11 protein-coding genes and 12 pseudogenes are annotated in these 19483 nt (G+C 51.7%); 16 read left to right on the forward strand and 7 right to left on the reverse strand.

What is annotated here, in order from left to right:
* The first annotated feature begins 192 nt into the window (after positions 1–192).
* The 3 genes and pseudogenes from istA to LU633_RS09165 form a co-directional block, all read left to right on the forward strand.
* Entirely contained in the window at positions 193–1722 is a 1530-nt protein-coding gene (gene istA, locus LU633_RS09155) for an IS21 family transposase (protein ID WP_046371812.1), read from the forward strand.
* A 10-nt stretch (positions 1723–1732) separates the two neighbouring features.
* Positions 1733–2476, forward strand: a pseudogene (istB, locus tag LU633_RS09160) (IS21-like element helper ATPase IstB).
* Positions 2477–2555: 79 nt separating this feature from the next.
* Positions 2556–3146, forward strand: a pseudogene (locus tag LU633_RS09165) (IS256 family transposase); the annotation flags it as partial.
* A gap of 58 nt (positions 3147–3204) precedes the next feature.
* On the opposite strand, the gene LU633_RS09170 reads toward LU633_RS09165, so the two are convergent.
* Positions 3205–4245 (reverse strand): IS481 family transposase, encoded by a 1041-nt coding sequence (locus LU633_RS09170; RefSeq protein WP_046371813.1) that lies wholly within the window; start codon positions 4243–4245, stop codon positions 3205–3207.
* A gap of 100 nt (positions 4246–4345) precedes the next feature.
* On the opposite strand from LU633_RS09170, the pseudogene LU633_RS09175 reads away from it, so the two are divergent.
* Positions 4346–4639, forward strand: a pseudogene (locus LU633_RS09175) (transposase); the annotation flags it as partial.
* Between the two features lie 25 nt (positions 4640–4664).
* Here the strand turns inward: LU633_RS09175 and tnpA are convergent.
* Positions 4665–5111 (reverse strand): IS200/IS605 family transposase, encoded by a 447-nt coding sequence (gene tnpA / locus LU633_RS09180; protein WP_016191989.1) that lies wholly within the window; start codon positions 5109–5111, stop codon positions 4665–4667.
* A 386-nt stretch (positions 5112–5497) separates the two neighbouring features.
* The gene (sbcB, locus tag LU633_RS09185; protein ID WP_016191990.1) at positions 5498–6925 is read right to left on the reverse strand and encodes an exodeoxyribonuclease I; all 1428 of its coding nucleotides are present in this window, start codon (positions 6923–6925) and stop codon (positions 5498–5500) included.
* Between the two features lie 162 nt (positions 6926–7087).
* Between sbcB and LU633_RS09190 the strand changes: the two are divergent.
* Positions 7088–7237, forward strand: a pseudogene (locus LU633_RS09190) (integrase); the annotation flags it as partial.
* Positions 7238–7490: 253 nt separating this feature from the next.
* On the opposite strand, the pseudogene LU633_RS09195 reads toward LU633_RS09190, so the two are convergent.
* Positions 7491–8713, reverse strand: a pseudogene (locus LU633_RS09195) (ISL3 family transposase).
* A gap of 446 nt (positions 8714–9159) precedes the next feature.
* On the opposite strand from LU633_RS09195, the pseudogene LU633_RS09200 reads away from it, so the two are divergent.
* Positions 9160–10008 (forward strand): annotated as a pseudogene (locus LU633_RS09200) (hypothetical protein).
* Between the two features lie 435 nt (positions 10009–10443).
* Here the strand turns inward: LU633_RS09200 and LU633_RS09205 are convergent.
* A pseudogene (locus LU633_RS09205) lies at positions 10444–11289 on the reverse strand (acyltransferase); the annotation flags it as partial.
* 86 nt (positions 11290–11375) lie between these two features.
* On the opposite strand from LU633_RS09205, the gene LU633_RS09210 reads away from it, so the two are divergent.
* Positions 11376–12698 (forward strand): IS4 family transposase, encoded by a 1323-nt coding sequence (locus tag LU633_RS09210; RefSeq protein ID WP_046371795.1) that lies wholly within the window; start codon positions 11376–11378, stop codon positions 12696–12698.
* A gap of 8 nt (positions 12699–12706) precedes the next feature.
* Here LU633_RS09210 and LU633_RS09215 read toward each other — a convergent pair.
* Positions 12707–13018, reverse strand: a pseudogene (locus LU633_RS09215) (acyltransferase family protein); the annotation flags it as partial.
* A 297-nt stretch (positions 13019–13315) separates the two neighbouring features.
* On the opposite strand from LU633_RS09215, the pseudogene LU633_RS26165 reads away from it, so the two are divergent.
* A pseudogene (locus LU633_RS26165) lies at positions 13316–13600 on the forward strand (IS110 family transposase); the annotation flags it as partial.
* A 216-nt stretch (positions 13601–13816) separates the two neighbouring features.
* Here LU633_RS26165 and LU633_RS09225 read toward each other — a convergent pair.
* The gene (locus LU633_RS09225) at positions 13817–13957 is read right to left on the reverse strand and encodes a helix-turn-helix domain-containing protein (RefSeq protein WP_016191994.1); all 141 of its coding nucleotides are present in this window, start codon (positions 13955–13957) and stop codon (positions 13817–13819) included.
* A 252-nt stretch (positions 13958–14209) separates the two neighbouring features.
* Between LU633_RS09225 and LU633_RS25915 the strand changes: the two are divergent.
* The 8 genes and pseudogenes from LU633_RS25915 to LU633_RS09260 form a co-directional block, all read left to right on the forward strand.
* Positions 14210–14772 (forward strand): annotated as a pseudogene (locus LU633_RS25915) (glycoside hydrolase family 10 protein); the annotation flags it as partial.
* Between the two features lie 92 nt (positions 14773–14864).
* Positions 14865–15383: a family 10 glycosylhydrolase gene (locus LU633_RS25920; RefSeq protein WP_325175735.1), complete on the forward strand. Its 519-nt coding sequence runs from the start codon at positions 14865–14867 to the stop codon at positions 15381–15383.
* 2 nt (positions 15384–15385) lie between these two features.
* Positions 15386–16162: an N-acetylmuramoyl-L-alanine amidase gene (locus tag LU633_RS09235; RefSeq protein ID WP_016191995.1), complete on the forward strand. Its 777-nt coding sequence runs from the start codon at positions 15386–15388 to the stop codon at positions 16160–16162.
* 85 nt (positions 16163–16247) lie between these two features.
* Positions 16248–16670 (forward strand): hypothetical protein, encoded by a 423-nt coding sequence (locus LU633_RS09240; protein ID WP_016191996.1) that lies wholly within the window; start codon positions 16248–16250, stop codon positions 16668–16670.
* A gap of 157 nt (positions 16671–16827) precedes the next feature.
* Positions 16828–16989: a hypothetical protein gene (locus LU633_RS09245; RefSeq protein ID WP_198292536.1), complete on the forward strand. Its 162-nt coding sequence runs from the start codon at positions 16828–16830 to the stop codon at positions 16987–16989.
* Between the two features lie 112 nt (positions 16990–17101).
* A pseudogene (locus LU633_RS09250) lies at positions 17102–17869 on the forward strand (Mu transposase domain-containing protein).
* A pseudogene (locus tag LU633_RS09255) lies at positions 17857–18180 on the forward strand (ATP-binding protein); the annotation flags it as partial. The pseudogenes LU633_RS09250 and LU633_RS09255, both read left to right, overlap by 13 nt.
* Positions 18181–18440: 260 nt before the next feature.
* Positions 18441–19481, forward strand: coding sequence for an IS481 family transposase (locus LU633_RS09260; protein WP_046371818.1), 1041 nt, complete (start codon positions 18441–18443; stop codon positions 19479–19481).
* Positions 19482–19483 lie beyond the last annotated feature (2 nt).

Raw genomic sequence — 19483 nt, forward strand, 5'->3', positions numbered from 1 at the left:
AACCGACCATTGATTCCGATTTAATCCGATCGCACTTTCCGATTTAATTCGACCACGAATTCCGATTTGTTCCGGCCAGATTTGGCCATCCGTCGGAATCCGTGATCCTGTCGTCGGAATCCCGCGCTTTTCACTTTTAAAACAATGGACAACACTTTCTCCTGATAACCCATCTTCCGGAGACGTGTCGCCATGGCAAGACTGAGAACGCGGATGAGTAAAATTAAAGAACTGCTGCGCCTTAAATTTGACTGTCACCTGCCCAACAGGAGCATCTCAGCCTGTCTGAATATCGGGTGCAGCACCGTATCTGATGTGGTCACCCGCTTCAGGGGAAGCCAGCTGGCGTGGCCCCTGCCGGAGGAGATGACGGAATCACAGCTCGAAACGTTGCTCTATACCGGACGCGCCCGCGACAGCCATAAACGGATGCCGGACTTCCCGCTGTGCCATCAGGAACTGAAGCGTAAGGGGATGACCAAAATCCTGCTCTGGCAGGAATATCAACAGGACGCTGGCGAAAATGCCTACGGCTACAGCCAGTTCTGCAACCTCTACAACGACTGGCTGAAGCTACAGAAGCATAGCATGCGTCAGCATCATGTCGCCGGTGAGAAACTGTTCCTCGACTTCTGCGGGCCGACGATCCCTGTTATCAACCCGGATACGGGTGAGGTCCGGCAGGCTCACATCTTCGTGGCCACATTCGGTGCCTCAAACTACACCTATGTTGAGGCCTGTGAAAACCAGCGGCAGGAAAGCTGGCTGATGGCCCACGTCAGGGCGTTCGAGTTCTTCGGCGGTGTTCCCCAGCTTCTTGTGCCGGATAATCTGAAAGCAGCGGTCAGCCGCGCAGACCGCTACGAGCCGGTGCTGAACGAGAACTATCGCAAGCTGGCCCGGCACTATAACACGGCGATGATCCCGGCCCGGCCCCGCAAACCGAAAGACAAACCCAAAGTCGAAAATGCCGTTCTGGTCGTGGAGCGCTGGATCCTGATGCGGTTGCGGCATGAAGTGTTCCATACGCTGGCCGCGCTGAATCTGGCCATCAGTGAGCTACTGCAGGAACTGAATGAGCGGCCGTTCCGTCGGTTGCCGGGTTGCAGGAAAAGCCTGTATGAACAACTGGATAAACCCGCCCTGAAGGCTCTCCCGCCATACTGGTATGAATACGTTGATATCCGCCGGGCAAAGGTCGGCCCGGACTATCACGTGCTGTACAGCAAACATGCGTACTCTGTGCCCCATGCGCTGGTCGGCAGTCATATCGATATCGAAGCCGGTGCCAGGCTCATCTGCCTCTATCACCGTGGAACACTGGTAGCCCGGCATCCACGGGCACAGCAACAGGGTGGCTTCACCACGCAAGCAGAGCATATGCCGGAATCCCATCGCCGACAGCGATGGAGCCCGGAAAGGCTGGTGTCGTGGGGCGAGAGCATCGGCAGCACCACCCGTGCCGTGGTGGCATGGCACCTGCACCATCGCGCACATCCGGAACAGGCTTACCGGACCTGCCTGGGTCTGCTCAATCTCAGCCGTGAATATGGCGATACCCGGCTGGAAAACGCCTGCCAGCAGGCGCTGTTACTGGAGCGCCCATGGCGTCAGGTGATCCTGAACCTGCTGACAAACCACCGGGACCGGCTGAAAGACGAAGTGCCGGATGAGTCCCCTGTAGAGCACAGCAACGTACGCGGTGCCGGGTACTACCACTGAGGAGAAAATAATGCACAACAACCTGCTGGAACAGATACGCGCCCTGCGGCTGGGGCACATGAGCAACGCGCTGGAGTTGCAATGGTCGCAGCCGATGACCTACACCTCGCTGAGCTTCGAGGAACGGCTGGGCCTCCTGCTGGAGCACGAACTGCTGCAGCAGGAGGTCTCGAAGGTCAACCGTCTGCGAAGACAGTCGAAACTGAGACTGGATGCGCAGCCTTCACAGCTTGACTACCGGCCGGAACGGGGCCTGAACCGGCAGTTGCTGGTACAGCTGCTGACAGGCACCTATGTTCACCGTCATGAAAATGTGCTGATCACCGGCCCCACGGGATGCGGAAAAACGTACGTTGCCTGTGCCCTGGGTGAGCAGGCCTGCCAGCAGCATATCCAGGTGGTGTACTACCGGCTGACACGACTGCTTGATGACCTGAATATCGGGCATGCCGACGGGAGTTACCAGAAGCAACTGCTGCATCTGTCGAAAAAGGACCTGCTCATCCTTGATGACTGGGGCCTTTAAAAGCTGAACACCCGCCAGGCCTCAGATCTGCTGGAAGTGATGGAGGACAGATACCAGCGGGGAAGCACCATCATCATCAGTCAGCTACCGGTGAGTGAATGGTACAAGCTGGTAGGCAACCCGACGGTAGCCGATGCCCTGATGGACCGGCTACTGCACAACGGACATCGCGTTGAGCTCAGGGGCGAATCAATGCGTAACCTGGCGCAAACCGATCAGACGGGTTAAAAACTAAAGGAAGAAATAACCAGCGCGGGAAGCGCGATCGAAATCGTCGGAATCACTGACCGGAATCATCGGAATACGCACCAAAGGCATGACCACGCGGGAAATCGTCGATACGTTCAAAGAGATGTACGATGCTGATGTGTCACCGGCCCTGATATCAAAAGTCACGGATGCCGTTAAAGAGCAGGTCGCCGAATGGCAGAATCGCCAGCTGGATGCGCTCTATCCCATTGTTTATCTGGACTGTATTGTTGTTAAGGTTCGTCAGAATGGCAGCGTGATTAACAAAGCGGTGTTCCTGGCACCGGGCATCAATACCGAAGGCCGGAAAGAGCTTCCGGGGATGCGGCTGGCTGAAAATGAAGGTGCAAAGTTCTGGCTGAACGTGCTGACGGAACTTAAAAATCGCGGCCTTCAGGACATCCTGATTGCCTGCGTGGATGGCCTGAAGGGCTTCCCGGATGCGATAAACAGCGTCTATCTGCAGACTCACATCCAGCTGTGCATCATCCACATGGTGCGTAACCGCCTGAAATACGTGGCGTGGAAGGACTACAAAGCGGTCACGGGCGGGCTGAAAACCGTTTATCAGGCACCAACAGAAGCGGCCGCACGGATGGCGCTGGCTGCGTTCGCCGAAGAATGGGATGACAAATATCCACAAATCAGCTGTACTAGCTCAGACCTGATCTGACAGTTACCGGTTATTTATACAGGTGTCTGTCAGATTACATCTGGTTCAGATTTTTTTCTGCCCAGACTCGTTTACCATCAAGTAACGTGGCCATTGGCGTACGCCCGCAGCACATTTTTCCCTGATGAGTTCGCTCATTATTGTAATGCCACAACCAGTTGTCCAGATCCGTTTGCAGGCTCTCCAGGTCTTCGTATAACTTCTTACGGAACGTAACCTGATAAAAATCCTGCAAAATAGTTTTATGGAAGCGCTCGCAGATGCCGTTCGTCTGCGGAGACATCGCCTTCGTTTTTGTATGGTCGATATCGTTGATGGCCAGATACAGCTGGTAATCATGCTGCTCCACCTTACCACAGTACTCCGTTCCCCTGTCGGTCAGGATCCTCAGCATCGGCAGTCCCTGAGCCTCGTAGAACGGCAGTACGCGATCATTGAGCAGGTCTGCGGCGGTGATCGGCGTTTTACTCGTATACAGTTTGCAGTGTGCCACTTTCGAGTACGTATCCACGAACGTCTGCTGGTAGATACGACCCACACCTTTCAGATTGCCCACGTAGAAGGTGTCCTGCGACCCGAGATAACCCGGGTGAGCAGTTTCGATTTCTCCGCTGGCCTCGTCATCGTGGGCCTTCTTCTCCAGCGCTGCGATTTGAGCGTCGGTAAGCACGATGCCTTCTCTGGCGACCTTTTCCTCAAGTGCCTTCAGGCGTTTACGGAAGTTCTCCAGGTCGTGCCGTTGCCAGATGGAGCGCACGCCGCTACCGGAGATAAACACGCCTTTTTTACGCAGCTCATTACTGGTCCGGTGTTGCCCGTGGGCCGGGAACTCAACGGCATATTCAACAACAGCGCGTTCAGTGGCTTCGTCGGCGCGGTTCTTCAGGTTGGGGACGCGGCGGTTCTGGTTAATCAGCGCATCGATGCCGCCTTCAGCAGCCAGTTCCTGATAACGGTAAAACGTGTCGCGTGACACGCCCATGATCTTGCAGGCTTTTGATACGTTACCGAGTTCTTCGGCGAGATTGAGCAGGCCGGCTTTGTGTTTGATGATGGGATTGTTAGTATGAATCATGAGAGTTACCTCGCGTTTTGTTTAAGGATTAGACACCCATATCAAAACCGGTAACTCTCAACCTTTCAAGGTCCAGTGTCAGATCAAGTCGCGACTAATACAAATCAGCAAAAGCTGGCGTGCGCACGGGGAAAACCTCAATACGTTCTTCGGCTATCCGTCTGACATCCGAAAAGCTATCTACACCACGAATGCCATTGAGTCGCTGAACAGCGTGATCCGTGCCGCCATTAAGAAACGCAAGGTATTCCCGACGGATGACTCAGTGCGAAAGGTTATTTACCTGGCAATCCAGTCGGCATCGAAAAAATGGAGTATGCCGATCCAGAACTGTCGGCTGGCGATGAGCCGCTTTATTATTGAGTTCGGTGACCGCCTGAGCGTTCACCTTTGACGTGGCGGCAGTTACACAGAATTATTTACAGGGTCAGTCCGAGCTGTATTTGCCTTTCTTCTTCCTCTTTGGCAACCTTGCCCTGGTACCGTACATACCTTCGAATTACTTCTTCTTTTGCACCCACCGAATCCACAAAATACCCTCTTTGCCAAAAGTGGTTACACCAAAGCTTGTGCTTCCTGAGATAAGGAAACTTCTCGAACAGCCTGATGGCCGTTCGCCCTTTCACAAATCCCATCAACTCAGAAACACTCAAGCCCGGCTGCGTCCTCACCACCAGATGTATATGATCTATCTGCACATTTAGCTCAACTACTGTGCATTTTTTCATATTGCTGTAAATGTAGATGCTGCGGTAAACCTCTTTACCGAGATGACCTTTGAGGGTTTTGTATCTGTACTTCGGTGTCCATACGAGATGATACTGACAGCGATAGGATACGTGGGAAGCGGATTCATATCTGCTCATGCTATTTACTCCTTGATTTGCTGGTAACAAACCGGGACAGTATTTAACATGGGCATTCTACGGGCAAAGCCCCACATGAACGATCACCACCTCCACAGGAGGTGGTTTAGTGTTGATAATAAAAAAAGAACGGCTGGCTGCTCTTTTTTGTTTTCACCGCCGGGTGACCGGCCGTTCTGCCTTTGGCTGTGGAACTTACAGCCAAAGGCAGAGAGGGGGAGCGTCCTTATAAGGGTGCCTGGTACTGCCCAATTCAATCCACGCGTTGTCAACCTGTCTGCTGTGGCTTTGCCAGAGGGAGCGCATAGTAAAAATACTGCGGCCTCAGACCAGAGAATAGGGGTTTCAGGACAAGCCAGAGATGCCGTTCAACGTGATTGTTATTCTTATGAAACCAGCTCCCTGGCATAGTCAAATAACGCCTTTAACTGAACTATTCTGCTTTTATCCCCTTCATACTGCACAAACAGGCTTTCAAGCCGTTCAACATAATCCCGTACCCGTTCAGGGCTGAGCATGTCACGGCGATGCTGCAGCCAGCGAAGTTGTTCTGCCTCATCCAGCGTGCCGGGGAAATTACGTGCGCGATAGCGAAAAAGCAGCTTTGCAATCCGTGGATCGTTGAAGGTGAGATCCAGCGCGGGCAAATGCTCCGGCGTAGTCTGCTGAATAATATTCATTGCGGTGCGGTCTGCGTCGCTGAAAAAACCGTCATAAAGCTGCGCGTCCACATTATTTGAAGGGGTGAATGGCTCTGTACCGACAAATACAGCCACTACCTTTTCACGAATCTCCGGGTGCTTCCGTAATAAAGCAAGGTTGTCCAGACAGCGCTGACGGGAAATCCCAAGCCGTTTGGCATCGTCCGGGCGCAGGGTATTAGCAGGCGCGACCACCGGGCATTTGTTGATGTGGAGCAGCTTAACAGGTACCGGAGACGAGTCTGCCAGCTGCTCGCGTCGCGTATACAGACGCGTCCGCAACGCGTCGGAGTCCAGCTCCAGCAGTGGGGTCATATCACCGGCTAAATCACAGACAATCAGGGCATTTTTATTCACCGGATGCCAGGCCAGTGGAGCGATCCAGCTGGTGTTGCCGCGAAATACGCCGAACATACCTGAGATATGAACCAGCGGCTTCATCTGTGGAATATCCACCAGATGCATGATTTTTTGCTTGTTGCGATGGCTAAAAAGAAAGTCGTAAAGGCGGGGCTGTTTCTCTTTCACCAATTTTGCCATGGCGATGGTGGCCCAGACGTCAGACATGGCATCGTGCGCGTTCTGATGTGCAACACCATTAGCGTTAGTGAGATGCTCCAGACGGAAACTGGGAAAACCATCATCATTTTCTGGCCATTCAATGCCATCAGGGCGAAGAGCATAACAGGCGCGCATAACGTCCAGCAGGTCCCAACGGCTGTTGCCATGTTGCCAACTCCAGCCATAAGGGTCGTGGAAATTGCGGTACATCAGATTCCGCGTGACTTCATCATCGAAGCGAACATTGTTATAGCCGACAATGCAGGTTCCCGGTTTACTAAAGAGCTGGTGGATACGTCGAGCGAAGGCGGCTTCGGTTATTCCTTTTGCCCGTGCGGCCTGAGGCGTAATACCTGTGATCATTACCGCTTCAGGCTGCGGGAGATAGTCATCCCCAGGCTGACAGTAAAATACTTCCGGCTCACCGATAATGTTGAAGTCCATATCCGTACGAACAGCCGCGAACTGGGCAGGGCGGTCCAGAGACGGGCTTTGGCCGAAAGTCTCATAATCGTGGAAGAGGAAGCTTGGCTGTATTTGCTGGTCTTTCACTGTATTTAATTGCCCACGATAGTTGATTTATGTTTTTGTTTTATATTGTTTTTTTATTGTTTTATCTGTTTTTAGATATTATTGTATAAGCATGATTGTCGATATATTCGTTAGTACATGGCACGTTGAGTACATAAAATCAGGGGAGTACAAAATATTATTATGGCTATCAGCGACACCAGGCTACGTTCTATCTATGGTAAACCATATTCTGGCGCACTGGAAATAACAGATTCAGACGGGCCGGGAGCAAGGATTACGCCACGAGGTGTGATTAACTTTCAGTTCCGGTACAGATGGGTGAACCGCCGATGAGAATATATGGTGCCTGAATCTCTTCATTATTCAGTCTGGCTGCCAGTGTGTTCATGTCGCCATAATCAGGTGTTAAAGGCCAGTGTGTGGCCAGGACGCAGCATGGGAACGGCTCAATTTTACTGAACCATACCCCTTTGAAGCCCGGGGCACCCAGGCGACACCTGCCGCTTCAATACCGGAACATACAGAGCCGAAGGTAACATTATTGCTGGTCTTTTATGGGACTTCCCCGATCATGGTGGGAGACTCAGAACGCCGTGTTCAGCTTCCCGTAGTGGAACATTACGCCCAGCTTGAACCGTTCTTTATTCCTGAAGCCCCGTGACTTGATCCTCAGCAACCGTATTTTACTGTTCAGAGACTCCGCATTGCCGTTCGATACCCGGTTTTTCATCGCATTCAGAATGCCGTAAAGCCGCTTTGCCACCATGCGGGCAATGCTGACCATGAGTGTGGTATGCCGGTGTCTTTAGCCATCGCCATCCATTCCTGCCACAACTTACGGCTATGGTCGTCATAGCGGCGGTGCCACAGATCGCGGGCAAGCTCTTTCATTACCCAGCACTGGTTCGTTTGCGGTAACACCAGCCGGGCAACTTCTAACCTCTCAGCGCGGCGCCCAAAGCGATTTTGTTTGCTGTAAAACCATAAGTAGCGTGAGCGGTGGGCGTCTTTCCTGTCTGACGACGGGATCTGTTTCATCTCAGCCTGACGGGTTTTATCAACGATGGCGCACAACATTTTTGCCACATGGAAGTGATCGAAGGCGATTTTATCCACGGCATTGGGGAGATGGATGCGTGCAGCACTGATATAGGCCGTGTTCATGTCCATAGACAGCGTTTTTATCTCTTCAAGCTGGTGATCTCTCAGGCTACGCAGATAACTGGCAAGACTTTCTACACCGCGATCGTCGGTCAGTTGCAAAGCGCGTCCCTGCCTGTCAGAGATAACGGTGACGTACTGGTGTCCTTTTTTGAACCCGACTTCATCCACGCAGAGATGACGGGCCGATAAGGGTTGTTTTATCCGGGCCAGGCCTCGTTTTACTGCGCGCATCATGATGCCGTCCACGGCATTCCAACTGAGTTTGAGCTGCTTTCTGACAGCATCCACGGTGCTAATTTTCAGCCATGAAAGAACAAAGGCTTCGAACAACAGGGTGTAGCGGCTGCCTGGCCCCGCCCACGGAACCGGCAGTGTCTGGCAACCGTGCTCGGGGCAGTCAATGCGGGGTACATCAGCTTCAACCAGCGTGGTGAATTGACAGGTATCGAGGTGACGCCATTTGCGACGCCGGTGGTCATGTATGGGGCAGGATTTACCGCATGTTGGACAGGTCAGTTGAGTGTGCCCGACAATGCCGACAATCACAGTCACTGAACCAGATTTTTCATCAAGAGAAAGGGATTTTACCTGCCACGGTGCGGACAGGTTAAGGATATGGGCATAGAGGGACTTTTCGTCCATGGCAGACTCCTCAGAAAATCAAGACTGCCATCATAATGCCCTTAGCCACCACAACAGGGGAAGACCCTCTTTTATACAGTAATCCTTTAAGGTGTATCCACCAGCTGGCGGAATGGGCCCGGGTTTACTTCATGACCTTATCCATGGGGTGAATGGCTGCTGGCAGTGTGCAAGCTGTCAGCAGTCGCCCATTTTCAGAAGTGCAGAAACTAAAAAGCCACCTCGAAACGGGTGGCTGTTTTTTTGCCCCTAAAAAGCAAAAATCCCCGCCGACTGGCGAGACTTTAATGTTAAGCGGTGTGTCGTAGTAACCACTCTTAGCAGGTTACAACACTTTTTGCGGACCGCAGCGGAATTATTTATATTTATCCCGGTTTTTTACAGCTCTGGTACTGCCACTTGTGGTAATCATCATGTCCAGTTAACAACGAACAGAGAAAGGACTCATGTCACGTAGCATTGCACCCGGATACTGTACGTTGAAAGACAGGGATCGCTGGAGAGTCAGGCACGGGAACTCTTCAGGGATACCCGCTCCCCTGCCACCAGTCTGTTTATGAAACTCAATGCGGATACACCTATTCAGCTGACAATGCACATGCTTAACAGTCTCAGGCAGTTGAAGAACAAAACCAGTGCTGCTTTTACCGACGTTAATGGCGACGATGCCAGCTTTATGCAGAAACATTACGGACTGATTGCTGCGCTGATCGACGCCGGAGGCAAGATTTTCAGCACCGCTGGCGATGCAGGTGAAAAGTACTTCAGGGCTATTGAGCAGACACTGAAGAAATTGAGGCCAGCTACCAGAATCAGTTTCGCACTCAGGGAACGCTGATCGGCCAGCAGTTTTACGTTGAGCGCAATCAGCTGTTGAATCAGTTAAAAGAGTGGGTCAATAAACCGCTGTTAAAATCGCTGGCCCGCTATACCGTGAAATTCCGCCAGTATGAAAGCATGAAGCGGGCGTTAAACCTCTCCAGCCGCTCGATGGTGCATGAGTGGTCAACTGTGGGGCTGGGTGGCATTCCCGGTTATTCTTACTATGTCGGTAATGCGGACAGAGCAGCGCGTTTCCTTAAGGCCGGAGGGTATATTGGCACTGGATTTTCGTTTGCCGGAACGGCGAATGATGTGGTGAATGCCTGTACGACAGGGCGGAAAGAGGAATGCGGGAAAATAGCTGTGCGGAAATATTCAAAATTTGCGCCTGGTACCGCTGGAGGCATTGCAGGGGGGCATATGGAGGTGCTTTTATGGTCGGCGCTTGTACCGCTATTCTTAAATTATGCTGAAAAGGACTCAGGCATTAAAATTAATTCGATTAATATTGATAATTATTTATCTGAGTATCATCAGTGGCCGGTGAATAATAAAAGGAATTATACCACCAGATTATGGTCTCCTCAACTGCCAGGAGCCATGAGCATTTTTGAAAAAATGGAATAAATGTAAAAAACGGACAAAACACTCAGTCTCAAAGTCCGGGGGCTGGCAACTGAATATGCAGAAATAAAAGAAAAATATGTACCCAAAATAGTCCCACCGGGGTTTATTGAAAAACGTTACTATGAATTAAATCCTGATGTCGCGGTGGCGGGGGTGGATGCAGTCAGGCACTACCTTGATTTCGGCCGGCATGAAGATCGGAAATGGAAATAGCCATAATCCAAAAAGGTTGTCTTATGGCTGACAGATTCAGCGCTAAAGCACTGGTGGCCTTAGTGTGCTTAACCTGTCCGATTCCGGCGCAATTCAGCAGAGGCCAGCACCTTTTTGCCTGTTAAAATTACTGGTTTCTCAACGAACTTAAACAGCAGGGCGGCCAGCACATAGACTGGTGGAATTGTGATGGCGCAGACGGTGGCAAAACGAACCAGGTCGCTGCTGGCAGGCAGATTGCTGTGAGTGAGCAGCAACGCGATAGTCGGTGTGACAATCAGCAGATGCAAAAGATACACCGAGAAAGAGACGTCACCCAGCCAGGTGCTGAGACGGTTATTCAGCATTTTTCGATGTATTGCCACAAGCCGTGCCGCCGCGCTCCGTTCAGTGTGTTGCCAGAGGATAGCAGGCATACCCACGATCATCAGTGTTTCCATGGCAATCTGCAGAGGGATAGGTTGAGGGTCAATAATCACCCTGACCACCGGGCCAGGCAGGGCAAAGACAACATACAGCACTGACTTGCGCCGCACGTCTTCGGCTAGCAGCATCCCTGCAATAAACATATTCAACTTAATCAGGATCATTGAGGGCATTTCAAAAGCCATATAATAATACGCCAGCACAAAACGCGCTGCACAGCACAGCAGGATAATGCCCGTCAGAGCGGTAGCGTAGCCGAAACGCATCACCGCCAGCATGATAAAGGGGAACAGCAGATAAAACTGCATTTCAAGGCCAGTACTCCAGTCGGGCAATACGGTGTTAAAGCTATAGGCAGGGAGCATACCGAAAAGGAAACTGAAGTGTGTCAGAATATTTGCCAAAGACTGGTCACTGTAACGTGAACTCTGCGTTGCGGTTGCGGAATAAAAATGGGCAATGGTCTCGCGCATTTCACCAAACCATGGGCTAATGCCGATCATTTAAGGATCGGTTGACCGATCCGGTTTATGCGGTAAAAAGGGTTCTATGTTCATCATGGAACCCTTTTTAAATGGAACTTTCCCAGGCCCTCGGCATCATCAATGCCGCCACTCCTGAGCGCGCCCGTAGTCTCGCCGACCTTATTCCTCCCGAGCTTATTCAGCAGGCGCTCACCCTGACCGATACCGTTACTTTGCGTAAACGTAAACTTTCCCTCGAATCCATGATTTGGCTTGTCGTTGGGATGTCCATTTTTTGCGATCGTCCGATGACCGAAATCGTCAATCTGATGGATATTACTGACCGGACCGGAGCTCCTTTTACCGCACGCAGCGCTGTCATTCAGCGCCGTAAGACTCTGGGTGAAAATGCAGTGCGGGAGCTTTTTGATATCACACAGCAGCACTGGAATCAGCAGGCTGCACATCCAAAATGGCACGGTCTGAATCTGTTTGCTGTCGACGGCGTGGTCTGGCGTACCGCCGATACGCCGGAAAACAGAGCCGTCTTCAGTAAACACAGCAGCCAGTACGGCGAAGGCGGCTATCCTCAGGTGCGAATGGTTTGTCTGATGGAGCTGAGCAGCCATCTGATCGCCGCCAGTGCATTCGACAGTGAAAAAGTCAGTGAAATGCGGCTGGCTGAGCACCTGACGGAGAAAACCCCGAATAACAGTATCACCCTGTTCGATAAGGGATTTTATTCGATGGGTCTGCTTCATCACTGGCAGACAGCAGGAGAACACCGTCACTGGTTGTTGCCGTTGAAAAAACACGTACAGTATCAGGTGGTTCGCCGTTTGGGGCGTGGAGATGAACTGATATGCCTGAAAACCAGTCCACGAGCCAGGAAGCAATGGCCAGGGGTCCCGGAAGAAATGGTGGCAAGACTGCTGACCCGCAGGGTAGACGGTAAAGAGAGGCAGGTGCTGACGTCACTGACAGACCCGAATCGCTATCCGGGTAAAGATATCAGCGAGCTATATCGCCACCGCTGGGAAATAGAACTGGGCTACCGGGAAGCAAAGCAGGGTATGCTGGACAGCCGGTGGACATTACGCAGTCGCCTGCCGGAGCTGGTGAGACAGGAGCTATGGGGGGTACTGCTGGCTTATAACCTGGTGCGATATCAGATGGTGCAGATGGCGTTCCATCTGAAAGGAGATTACCTGCCTTACCAGCTGAGCTTCAGTGGAGCGATAAGCGAAATAATCCGGATGCTGATAACCCTGCCCTGGGCTTCGCCGGGAAAAATGCCGGGAGAACTGAGAACCCTGTATGAACAGGCGAAATGGCTTGTGTTACCGGGTAGAAGAGAGCGAAGTTACCCGAGAGAGTTGAGGGTAAAGAGCAGGAAATATCCGGATAAAAAGGTTGCTGGTCACCTTAAGTGACCAGCATTAAACCATGGGCCAGCGATCAGTGCCACGATGAGCAATAGATAATAAAGCGGTGCAATACGAAAAAAACGTCGTGTCCAGAATTTGCGGATAGTGTTAACACTTTGCCACGGCTCTTTATGCTGGCGTTCAACATAATTCTTTGCCATGAGATAGCCCGAAAGCAAAATAAACAAATCGACACCGATACCCGGTGATGAAACCAGCACGATGTGACAGTGCGTCAGCAGGCTGATATGGCCTACCAATACCCAGAGCGACGCAACACCTCACAGCCCTTCCAGTTCAGGCGACCAGCCCCTTGCAGATGACATATTCAATCCCTCATCGTTCGTTTTTTGTCGTGAAGTGTAAATATGAAGTAACAATTGGAAATACCATTAATAACTAAAGTAGAAATTATCAGAATTTCCCTGGATGCTGATGGCAGGTGGACGAAAAAAATGACTGCAGGAAATAAAAAATTTCAGTCTGATATGCTAAAAATAAATATTTTATTTAAATTTAATGCTGATATTTGTTCAGGATTAACGTAAATGTCACACCTGCCACATGAAGCACTTTCCTGAACTCCCACTCCGCCGTAACATACTGAGCCAGTATACACTCCGCTACCCGTCGCCGTTGCACGCTCTGAAGGCGTCCTTGTTGGACACCTCCCCGGGCTGGCAATGCGCCGTATCGCCGACTTACACGCCGGTGAAGCCAAAACCGATGCCCGCGATGCGGTCATCATCGCCGAAGCAGCCCGTACCCTGCCTCACGCGCTACGCACGCTAAAGCTGACCGACGAGCAAATCGCAGAACCCTCCATGCTCTGTGGCTTCGATGATGATCTTGCCGCGCAGACAACGCAGGCCAGCAACCGTATCCGCGGCCTGTTGACCCAGATAAACTCCTCAAATGTGCGCTGTTCCTGTCGGCCTTCGCGGTGTTCAGCGATCCGATCTCCAGGGCTTAGTACACACGCACAATGAGCCAGAGGAAACGACATAGCCAGGCGGTTATAGCCCTGTCAAGGGGGCGCTGTGGTGTTCTATGCGCCATGATGCGCGATATACCCCTACGACGTCATAAACATGCCTGACAACTTAATAGGGGCACGTTCCATGCTATTCTGGTGCCACCGGGTTGAGTGCATCATCACGCATCCGCATAATGGTCTGCCAGGAAGTGCCGAATTCCCGCGCCACAGAGCTGATACCGGCACCCGCTTTCAGGCGTTTAAGTGCGATCTGCCGTTTTTCTGACATCCTGTTATTTTCAGAAGACAACTGCACGAAATGTCAGAGGCGGAGTGCGCGGGTTACCGCAATGATAACCCGGGACTGACTGAATGGTTTCTTTTCTTCCGGTTGTCAGGCGACATGTTCTGACCAGATGACGCTCACAAAAATCAGCAAAACTGACTCCTGGCTGGCATTCCGTTTCTCTTTTGTTTACTCATGCGGGAAGTTAATGAATGAACTCCACCTGAAGAAGGTAATCTTATGCAAAACAGGAAAATGCGGGCCACTTGGGTATCCGGCGTTATCAATCTGGATTGGCCTTCCGCCTCCTCACTCACTATCCGGGATGATGTTGAGCGTATTAAATGGCAGAAAGAAGAACTGACCGGTATTCTTGACGATATCGTGGCCATGAACATGAACGCCGTGATATTTCAGGTGGTTCCCTGTGCCGATGTGCTCTATGCATCAGACTTACTGCCCTGGTCGAAATACCTGACCGGGACGCTGGGCAAAAATCCCGGCTTCGACCGCCTTGCCTGGGCGGTTGAACAGGCTCATACCAGAAACATTGAGCTTCACGCCCGGGTTAATCCGTACCGCCTCTCAATGAATACCCGCGATGCCACCGTCGATGAACTGAATAACTCATTTCCGGATTCTGCTTCCGGCGTTTACAGAACACATCCTGAATGGACCCGCGTCGACTATAATCGCTTCGCGCTTGCTCCGGTATTCCAAAGGTTCAGGCCTGGCTCGCCGGTATCGTTGAGGAAATTGTCACCCGGTACGATGTCGACGGTATTCAGTTCGATGATTACTTCTATTACGAATCCGCGGACTCCTCGCTGGACGACGACGCCACCTGGCAGAAGTCCGTCAGGGCTTCAACAGTAAAGGTGACTGGCGAAGAAACAATACGTATTCCTTGGTGGATGCCTGTCACTGGCGGATTAAGGCCATCAAACCCGGCGTCCGCCCTGCACGCGTATGGCGGAACAGGGTCGATGACCCGCTGGGGTCAGACATGCAGGCCGGGGGCCCAAACTATGATTCGGTGTATGCGGACACGCAGAAGTGGGTACCTGACGGCATCATTGATTATATCGTGCCCCAGGTTTACTGGCCCTTTGCCCGCAAAGTCGCCCGGTATAATGTGATAACCCGGTGGTGGGCCGACACCATCAGAGGCACTGTTAGTGCACTGTATATCTGCATGGTGCTTTACAAGGTCGGTATCCCGTCAGCCGCTGAACCTGACTGGACGGTCGAAGGCGGGGTGCCCGAAATCACCCGGCAGTTTGACCGGAATGATTCCCTGAATGACGTGGACGGATGCATGCTGTTCCGCCACATGTTTCTGAGAGAGCCGCAGACGCAGCAGGCTGTTGAGTATCTGAAAGCGCGCCGGGCGGCAGCCGGATGTCAGGCACAGGAAGAGGAGAAATAAAAATGTACCCCATCGATTATAACAGCTACCGCTCTGTAAAGGGTTTTAACCGGCGCGTGCGCTTTCTTGTCATGCATTACACCGCCGTTGATTTTGCCGCATCGGTGCGTGCACTTGCCGGTGACGGCACCGTGAGTGCGCATTACCTGGTCCCGGACCCGGACGACAAAATGTACATTGCAGCCGGTTTTAACGATATGCGTGTTTTTAACCTGGTTGATGAAAACGAACGGGCCTGGCATGCCGGGGCCAGCTCCTGGGCAGGGTGGAGTAATCTTAACGACACCGCCATCGGAATTGAGGTGGTTAATCTGGCCAGTGATAATGACGGCGTGTTTGTCTTTCCTCCCTATAACCCGGTTCAGATTGACGCAATCAAAGAGCTGGCAATAAATATCCTCCAGCGGTATCCGGACATCAGCCCTGTGAATGTCGTGGGGCATTCCGATATTGCGCCGTGCAGGAAAAGTGACCCCGGGGCCGCGTTCCCCTGGAAAACGCTTTATGAGGCCGGAGTCGGGGCATGGTATGACGATAACACCCGGTCAGCTTATCTGGCGGAGTTTGCCGCCGGGGGACTTCCGTCTGATGAGGATATCATTGCCAGGCTGAAAACCTGGGGCTATGACGTTTCCGGCACAACAACCGCTTCGGTGTTTCAGCTGCTTGTCCGGGCCTTCCAGCTACATTTTCGTCAGGAAAACTACGACGGCGTCATTGATGCAGATACGGCGGCCATTCTTTATGCCCTGACGGATAAATACAGCACCTTCAACTAAACTAAAACTGACTCTGACCCTCGTTCGCCTGGTTTCAGTGAGGGTTTGCAGTTGTCATATTTCATAAATGGTATAAGGAGTTTTAATGTCTATTCCTGAAAAGTTTTATATCCGCGAGTCTTCCGGGCAGATGAAGTATCTCAATTATCTGTTCAATTTCGATGCTTTGACTCCCTCATACTCCGGCATTCATACGTTTACCCTTGTTCCTTCTGAGGAAGGCTATTTTATTTGTGGTTTTGAAGGTCTTATGTGTGCCCGTTATGACAGCACCCAGGAAAGAATAGTGAACCTGAATCTTGCAGACAAAAGTAAGATTGCCGATGAAGATTCTGCGTTGTGGCTGATTGATGAAAATTCTGATGGCACAGTGATTATCAGGAACAAAAAAAATCCTGACCTGGTCTGGATGTCATTCAGGGGAGAATTGCCTTTCAGCAGGGCTGTAGTAGCTCCTGCGGATTCAGGCGATGTAAACCAGTTGTTACGCATTGAGGCTGCTGACTAACACAGCAGCACACATCTCTGCTATACATGCATGACGCAACAGCCCGGAGGTAAGGTCGGATGTGCAGGTGGCTTCTGACAGCAGAATATCAGAAGTCATCTTAACCCCTCTCGACTATGCTCAATACTCGTGTGTACCAAAGCGAGGTCTGGGCATTGTGTCGGAAACATCGCAAATTATTGAGCGGGGAGTGTCCACCCTTCCCGACGAAACATGGGAGCAAACCCGCCGAAGGACGGAGATTATCAGCCCTCTGGCTGCGCTTGAAGTCGTTGGATACAGGGCCGCCGACGTGGCAGTGTTAGCGCCAATGATATAAGACTGTAATTCGCCATTTGAATTGTCCGCTCCCCCCAACATGTTGTTTCCTTGAGGTTCAGGTTATCACACCAGAAAGGACATCGACATGCCGGGCAGAGAGGACCTTTTACATGATAAAGCAAATGAGCAAGCAGGGTGCGTACATTGTCGATATTGCGACTCAGGCTGGTTGCTCTGAGCGTACTGTCAGGCGATATCTTAAATACCCTGAACCACCGGCCAGAAAAACACGCCACAAATTGAAGCCGTTCATGGACGATATTGACACGCGCCTGGCTGAGAATGTCTGAAATGGCGATGTTATCCCCGCAGAAATCAAAGCAATGGGGTACATCGGCGTGCGCTCCATGTTGCGCTATTACATCCAGCCCAAACGCAAAATGCGACCATCAAAAAACGGAGCGCTTCGAAACCCAGCCCGGTTACCAGTTGCAGTACGATCGGTGCGAAATCGAAGCGGAGGTCGCGGGACAGCGATGCAAAGTTAACCGCGCGGTAAATACGCTGCGGTTCTCCCGTCGCTTCCGTGTCTTCGCCGTGCTAAAACCGGATGCTGAATACACCTGCAGCCGTTGCCGGATAAGGATCTCGATACCAGCTACTTCTACATCCGCCATGTGTCCTGGGACCGCTATATCGAGGTTGGCGGCAATCGTTACAGTGTTCCCGAAACCTTGTGTGGGCAGCCGGTCTCGATACGAATATCACTGGATGACGAGTTGCGGATCTACAGTAATGAGCAGCAGGTAGCATTACACCGGCCCTGTTCAGCATCATCTGGATGGCAGACGGTGCCTGGGCACCATGCTCCGCTCTGGCAGCAGGTCAGCATGGTGGAACATCGTCCACTGAGTGCTTATGAGGAGCCGCTGTGTTGATCCTGGACGAAATCGGCTACCTTCCGATGACCAGGGAGGAAGCCAGTCTGTTCTTCCGCCTGCTGAACCGGCGGTATGAAAAAGCGGGCATCATCCTGACGTTAAACAAAAGCTTCGCAGACTGAGGAGAGATGTCCGGAGATAACGTGCTGGCAACGGCGATCTTGGATCGGTTGCTGCATCACTCAACCACGCTGAACATCAAAGGAGAAAGTTAGCGGCTGAAGGAAAAACGCAAAGCCGGGGTGCTGGCCAAAAGCGCGATGCCAGTCAGTGATGATGAAATGGCGGAAAGCGGACAGCAGAAGTGATCAAATAGCGGACATTAAAAATGGCGAAAAACGACCATAAATCCTGGCGTTGACACCGTGGACGTGGCTGAATGCGGGTAGACCCTGTAAATAATTCTGTGTATCTGCCACCGTATTAAAGGTGATCGCTCAGGCGGTCACCAAACTCGATAATAAAGTGTATTAGTCGCGACTTGATCTGACAATGGGCCTTGAAAGGTTGAGAGTTACCGGTTTTGATATGGGTGTCGAATCCTTATACAAAACGCGAGGTAACTCTCATGCTTCATACTAACAATCCCATCATCAAACACAAAGCCGGTTTACTCAATCTGGACGAAGAGCTCGGTAACGTATCAAAAGCCTGTAAGATCATGGGCGTGTCGCGAGACACGTTTTACCGTTATCAGGAACTGGCTGAAGAAGGCGGTATTGATGCGCTGGTTAATCAAAGTCGTAGGGTACCCAACCTGAAGAACCGCGCCGATGAGGCCACGGAACGTGCGGTTGTTGAGTACGCCGTTGAGTTCCCGGCTCATGGTCAGCATCGGACTAGCAATGAACTTCGTAAAAAAGGCGTGTTTATCTCCGGCAGCGGCGTGCGCTCCATCTGGCAACGACACGACCTGGAGAACTTCCGTAAACGCCTGAAGGCGCTTGAGGAGAAAGTCGCTAAAGAAGGCATTGTGCTTACCGATGCCCAAATCGCAGCGCTGGAGAAAAAGGCGCATGATGATGAGGCCAGCGGCGAAATCGAGACGGCACATCCGGGTTATCTGGGCTCGCAGGACACCTTCTACGTTGGCAATCTGAAAGGTGTTGGCCGTATCTACCAGCAGACGTTTGTGGATACGTACTCAAAAGTGGCACACTGCAAGCTGTATACAAGTAAAACGCCGATCACCGCCGCCGACCTGCTCAATGATCGCGTATTGCCGTTCTACGAGGCTCAGGGACTGCCGATGCTGAGAATACTGACCGACAGGGGTACGGAGTACTGTGGTAAAGTGGAGCAGCATGATTATCAGCTTTATCTGGCCATCAACGATATCGACCATACGAAAACGAAGGCGATGTCTCCACAGACGAACGGTATCTGCGAGCGCTTCCATAAAACCATTTTGCAGGATTTTTATCAGGTTACGTTCCGCAAGAAGTTATATGGAGACCTGGAAAGCCTGCAGGCAGATCTGGACAACTGGTTGTGGCATTACAATAATGAGCGAACTCATCAGGGTAAAATGTGCTGCGGGCGTACGCCAATGGCAACTTTACTTGATGGTAAACGGGTCTGGGCAGAAAAAAATCTGAACCAGATTTAATC

The sequence above is a fragment of the Erwinia tracheiphila genome, assembly GCF_021365465.1.
Lineage (GTDB): Bacteria > Pseudomonadota > Gammaproteobacteria > Enterobacterales > Enterobacteriaceae > Erwinia > Erwinia tracheiphila.

Bases quoted from the DNA above. Each gene is read 5' to 3' on its own strand.
- LU633_RS09210 (WP_046371795.1), top strand. From the start codon at position 11,376: ATGGAACTTTCCCAGGCCCTCGGCATCATCAATGCCGCCACTCCTGAG.
- LU633_RS09235 (WP_016191995.1), top strand. From the start codon at position 15,386: ATGTACCCCATCGATTATAACAGCTACCGCTCTGTAAAGGGTTTTAAC.
- istA (WP_046371812.1), top strand. From the start codon at position 193: ATGGCAAGACTGAGAACGCGGATGAGTAAAATTAAAGAACTGCTGCGC.
- LU633_RS09170 (WP_046371813.1), bottom strand. From the start codon at position 4,245: ATGATTCATACTAACAATCCCATCATCAAACACAAAGCCGGCCTGCTC.
- tnpA (WP_016191989.1), bottom strand. From the start codon at position 5,111: ATGAGCAGATATGAATCCGCTTCCCACGTATCCTATCGCTGTCAGTAT.
- LU633_RS09225 (WP_016191994.1), bottom strand. From the start codon at position 13,957: ATGTCAGAAAAACGGCAGATCGCACTTAAACGCCTGAAAGCGGGTGCC.
- LU633_RS09240 (WP_016191996.1), top strand. From the start codon at position 16,248: ATGTCTATTCCTGAAAAGTTTTATATCCGCGAGTCTTCCGGGCAGATG.
- LU633_RS09260 (WP_046371818.1), top strand. From the start codon at position 18,441: ATGCTTCATACTAACAATCCCATCATCAAACACAAAGCCGGTTTACTC.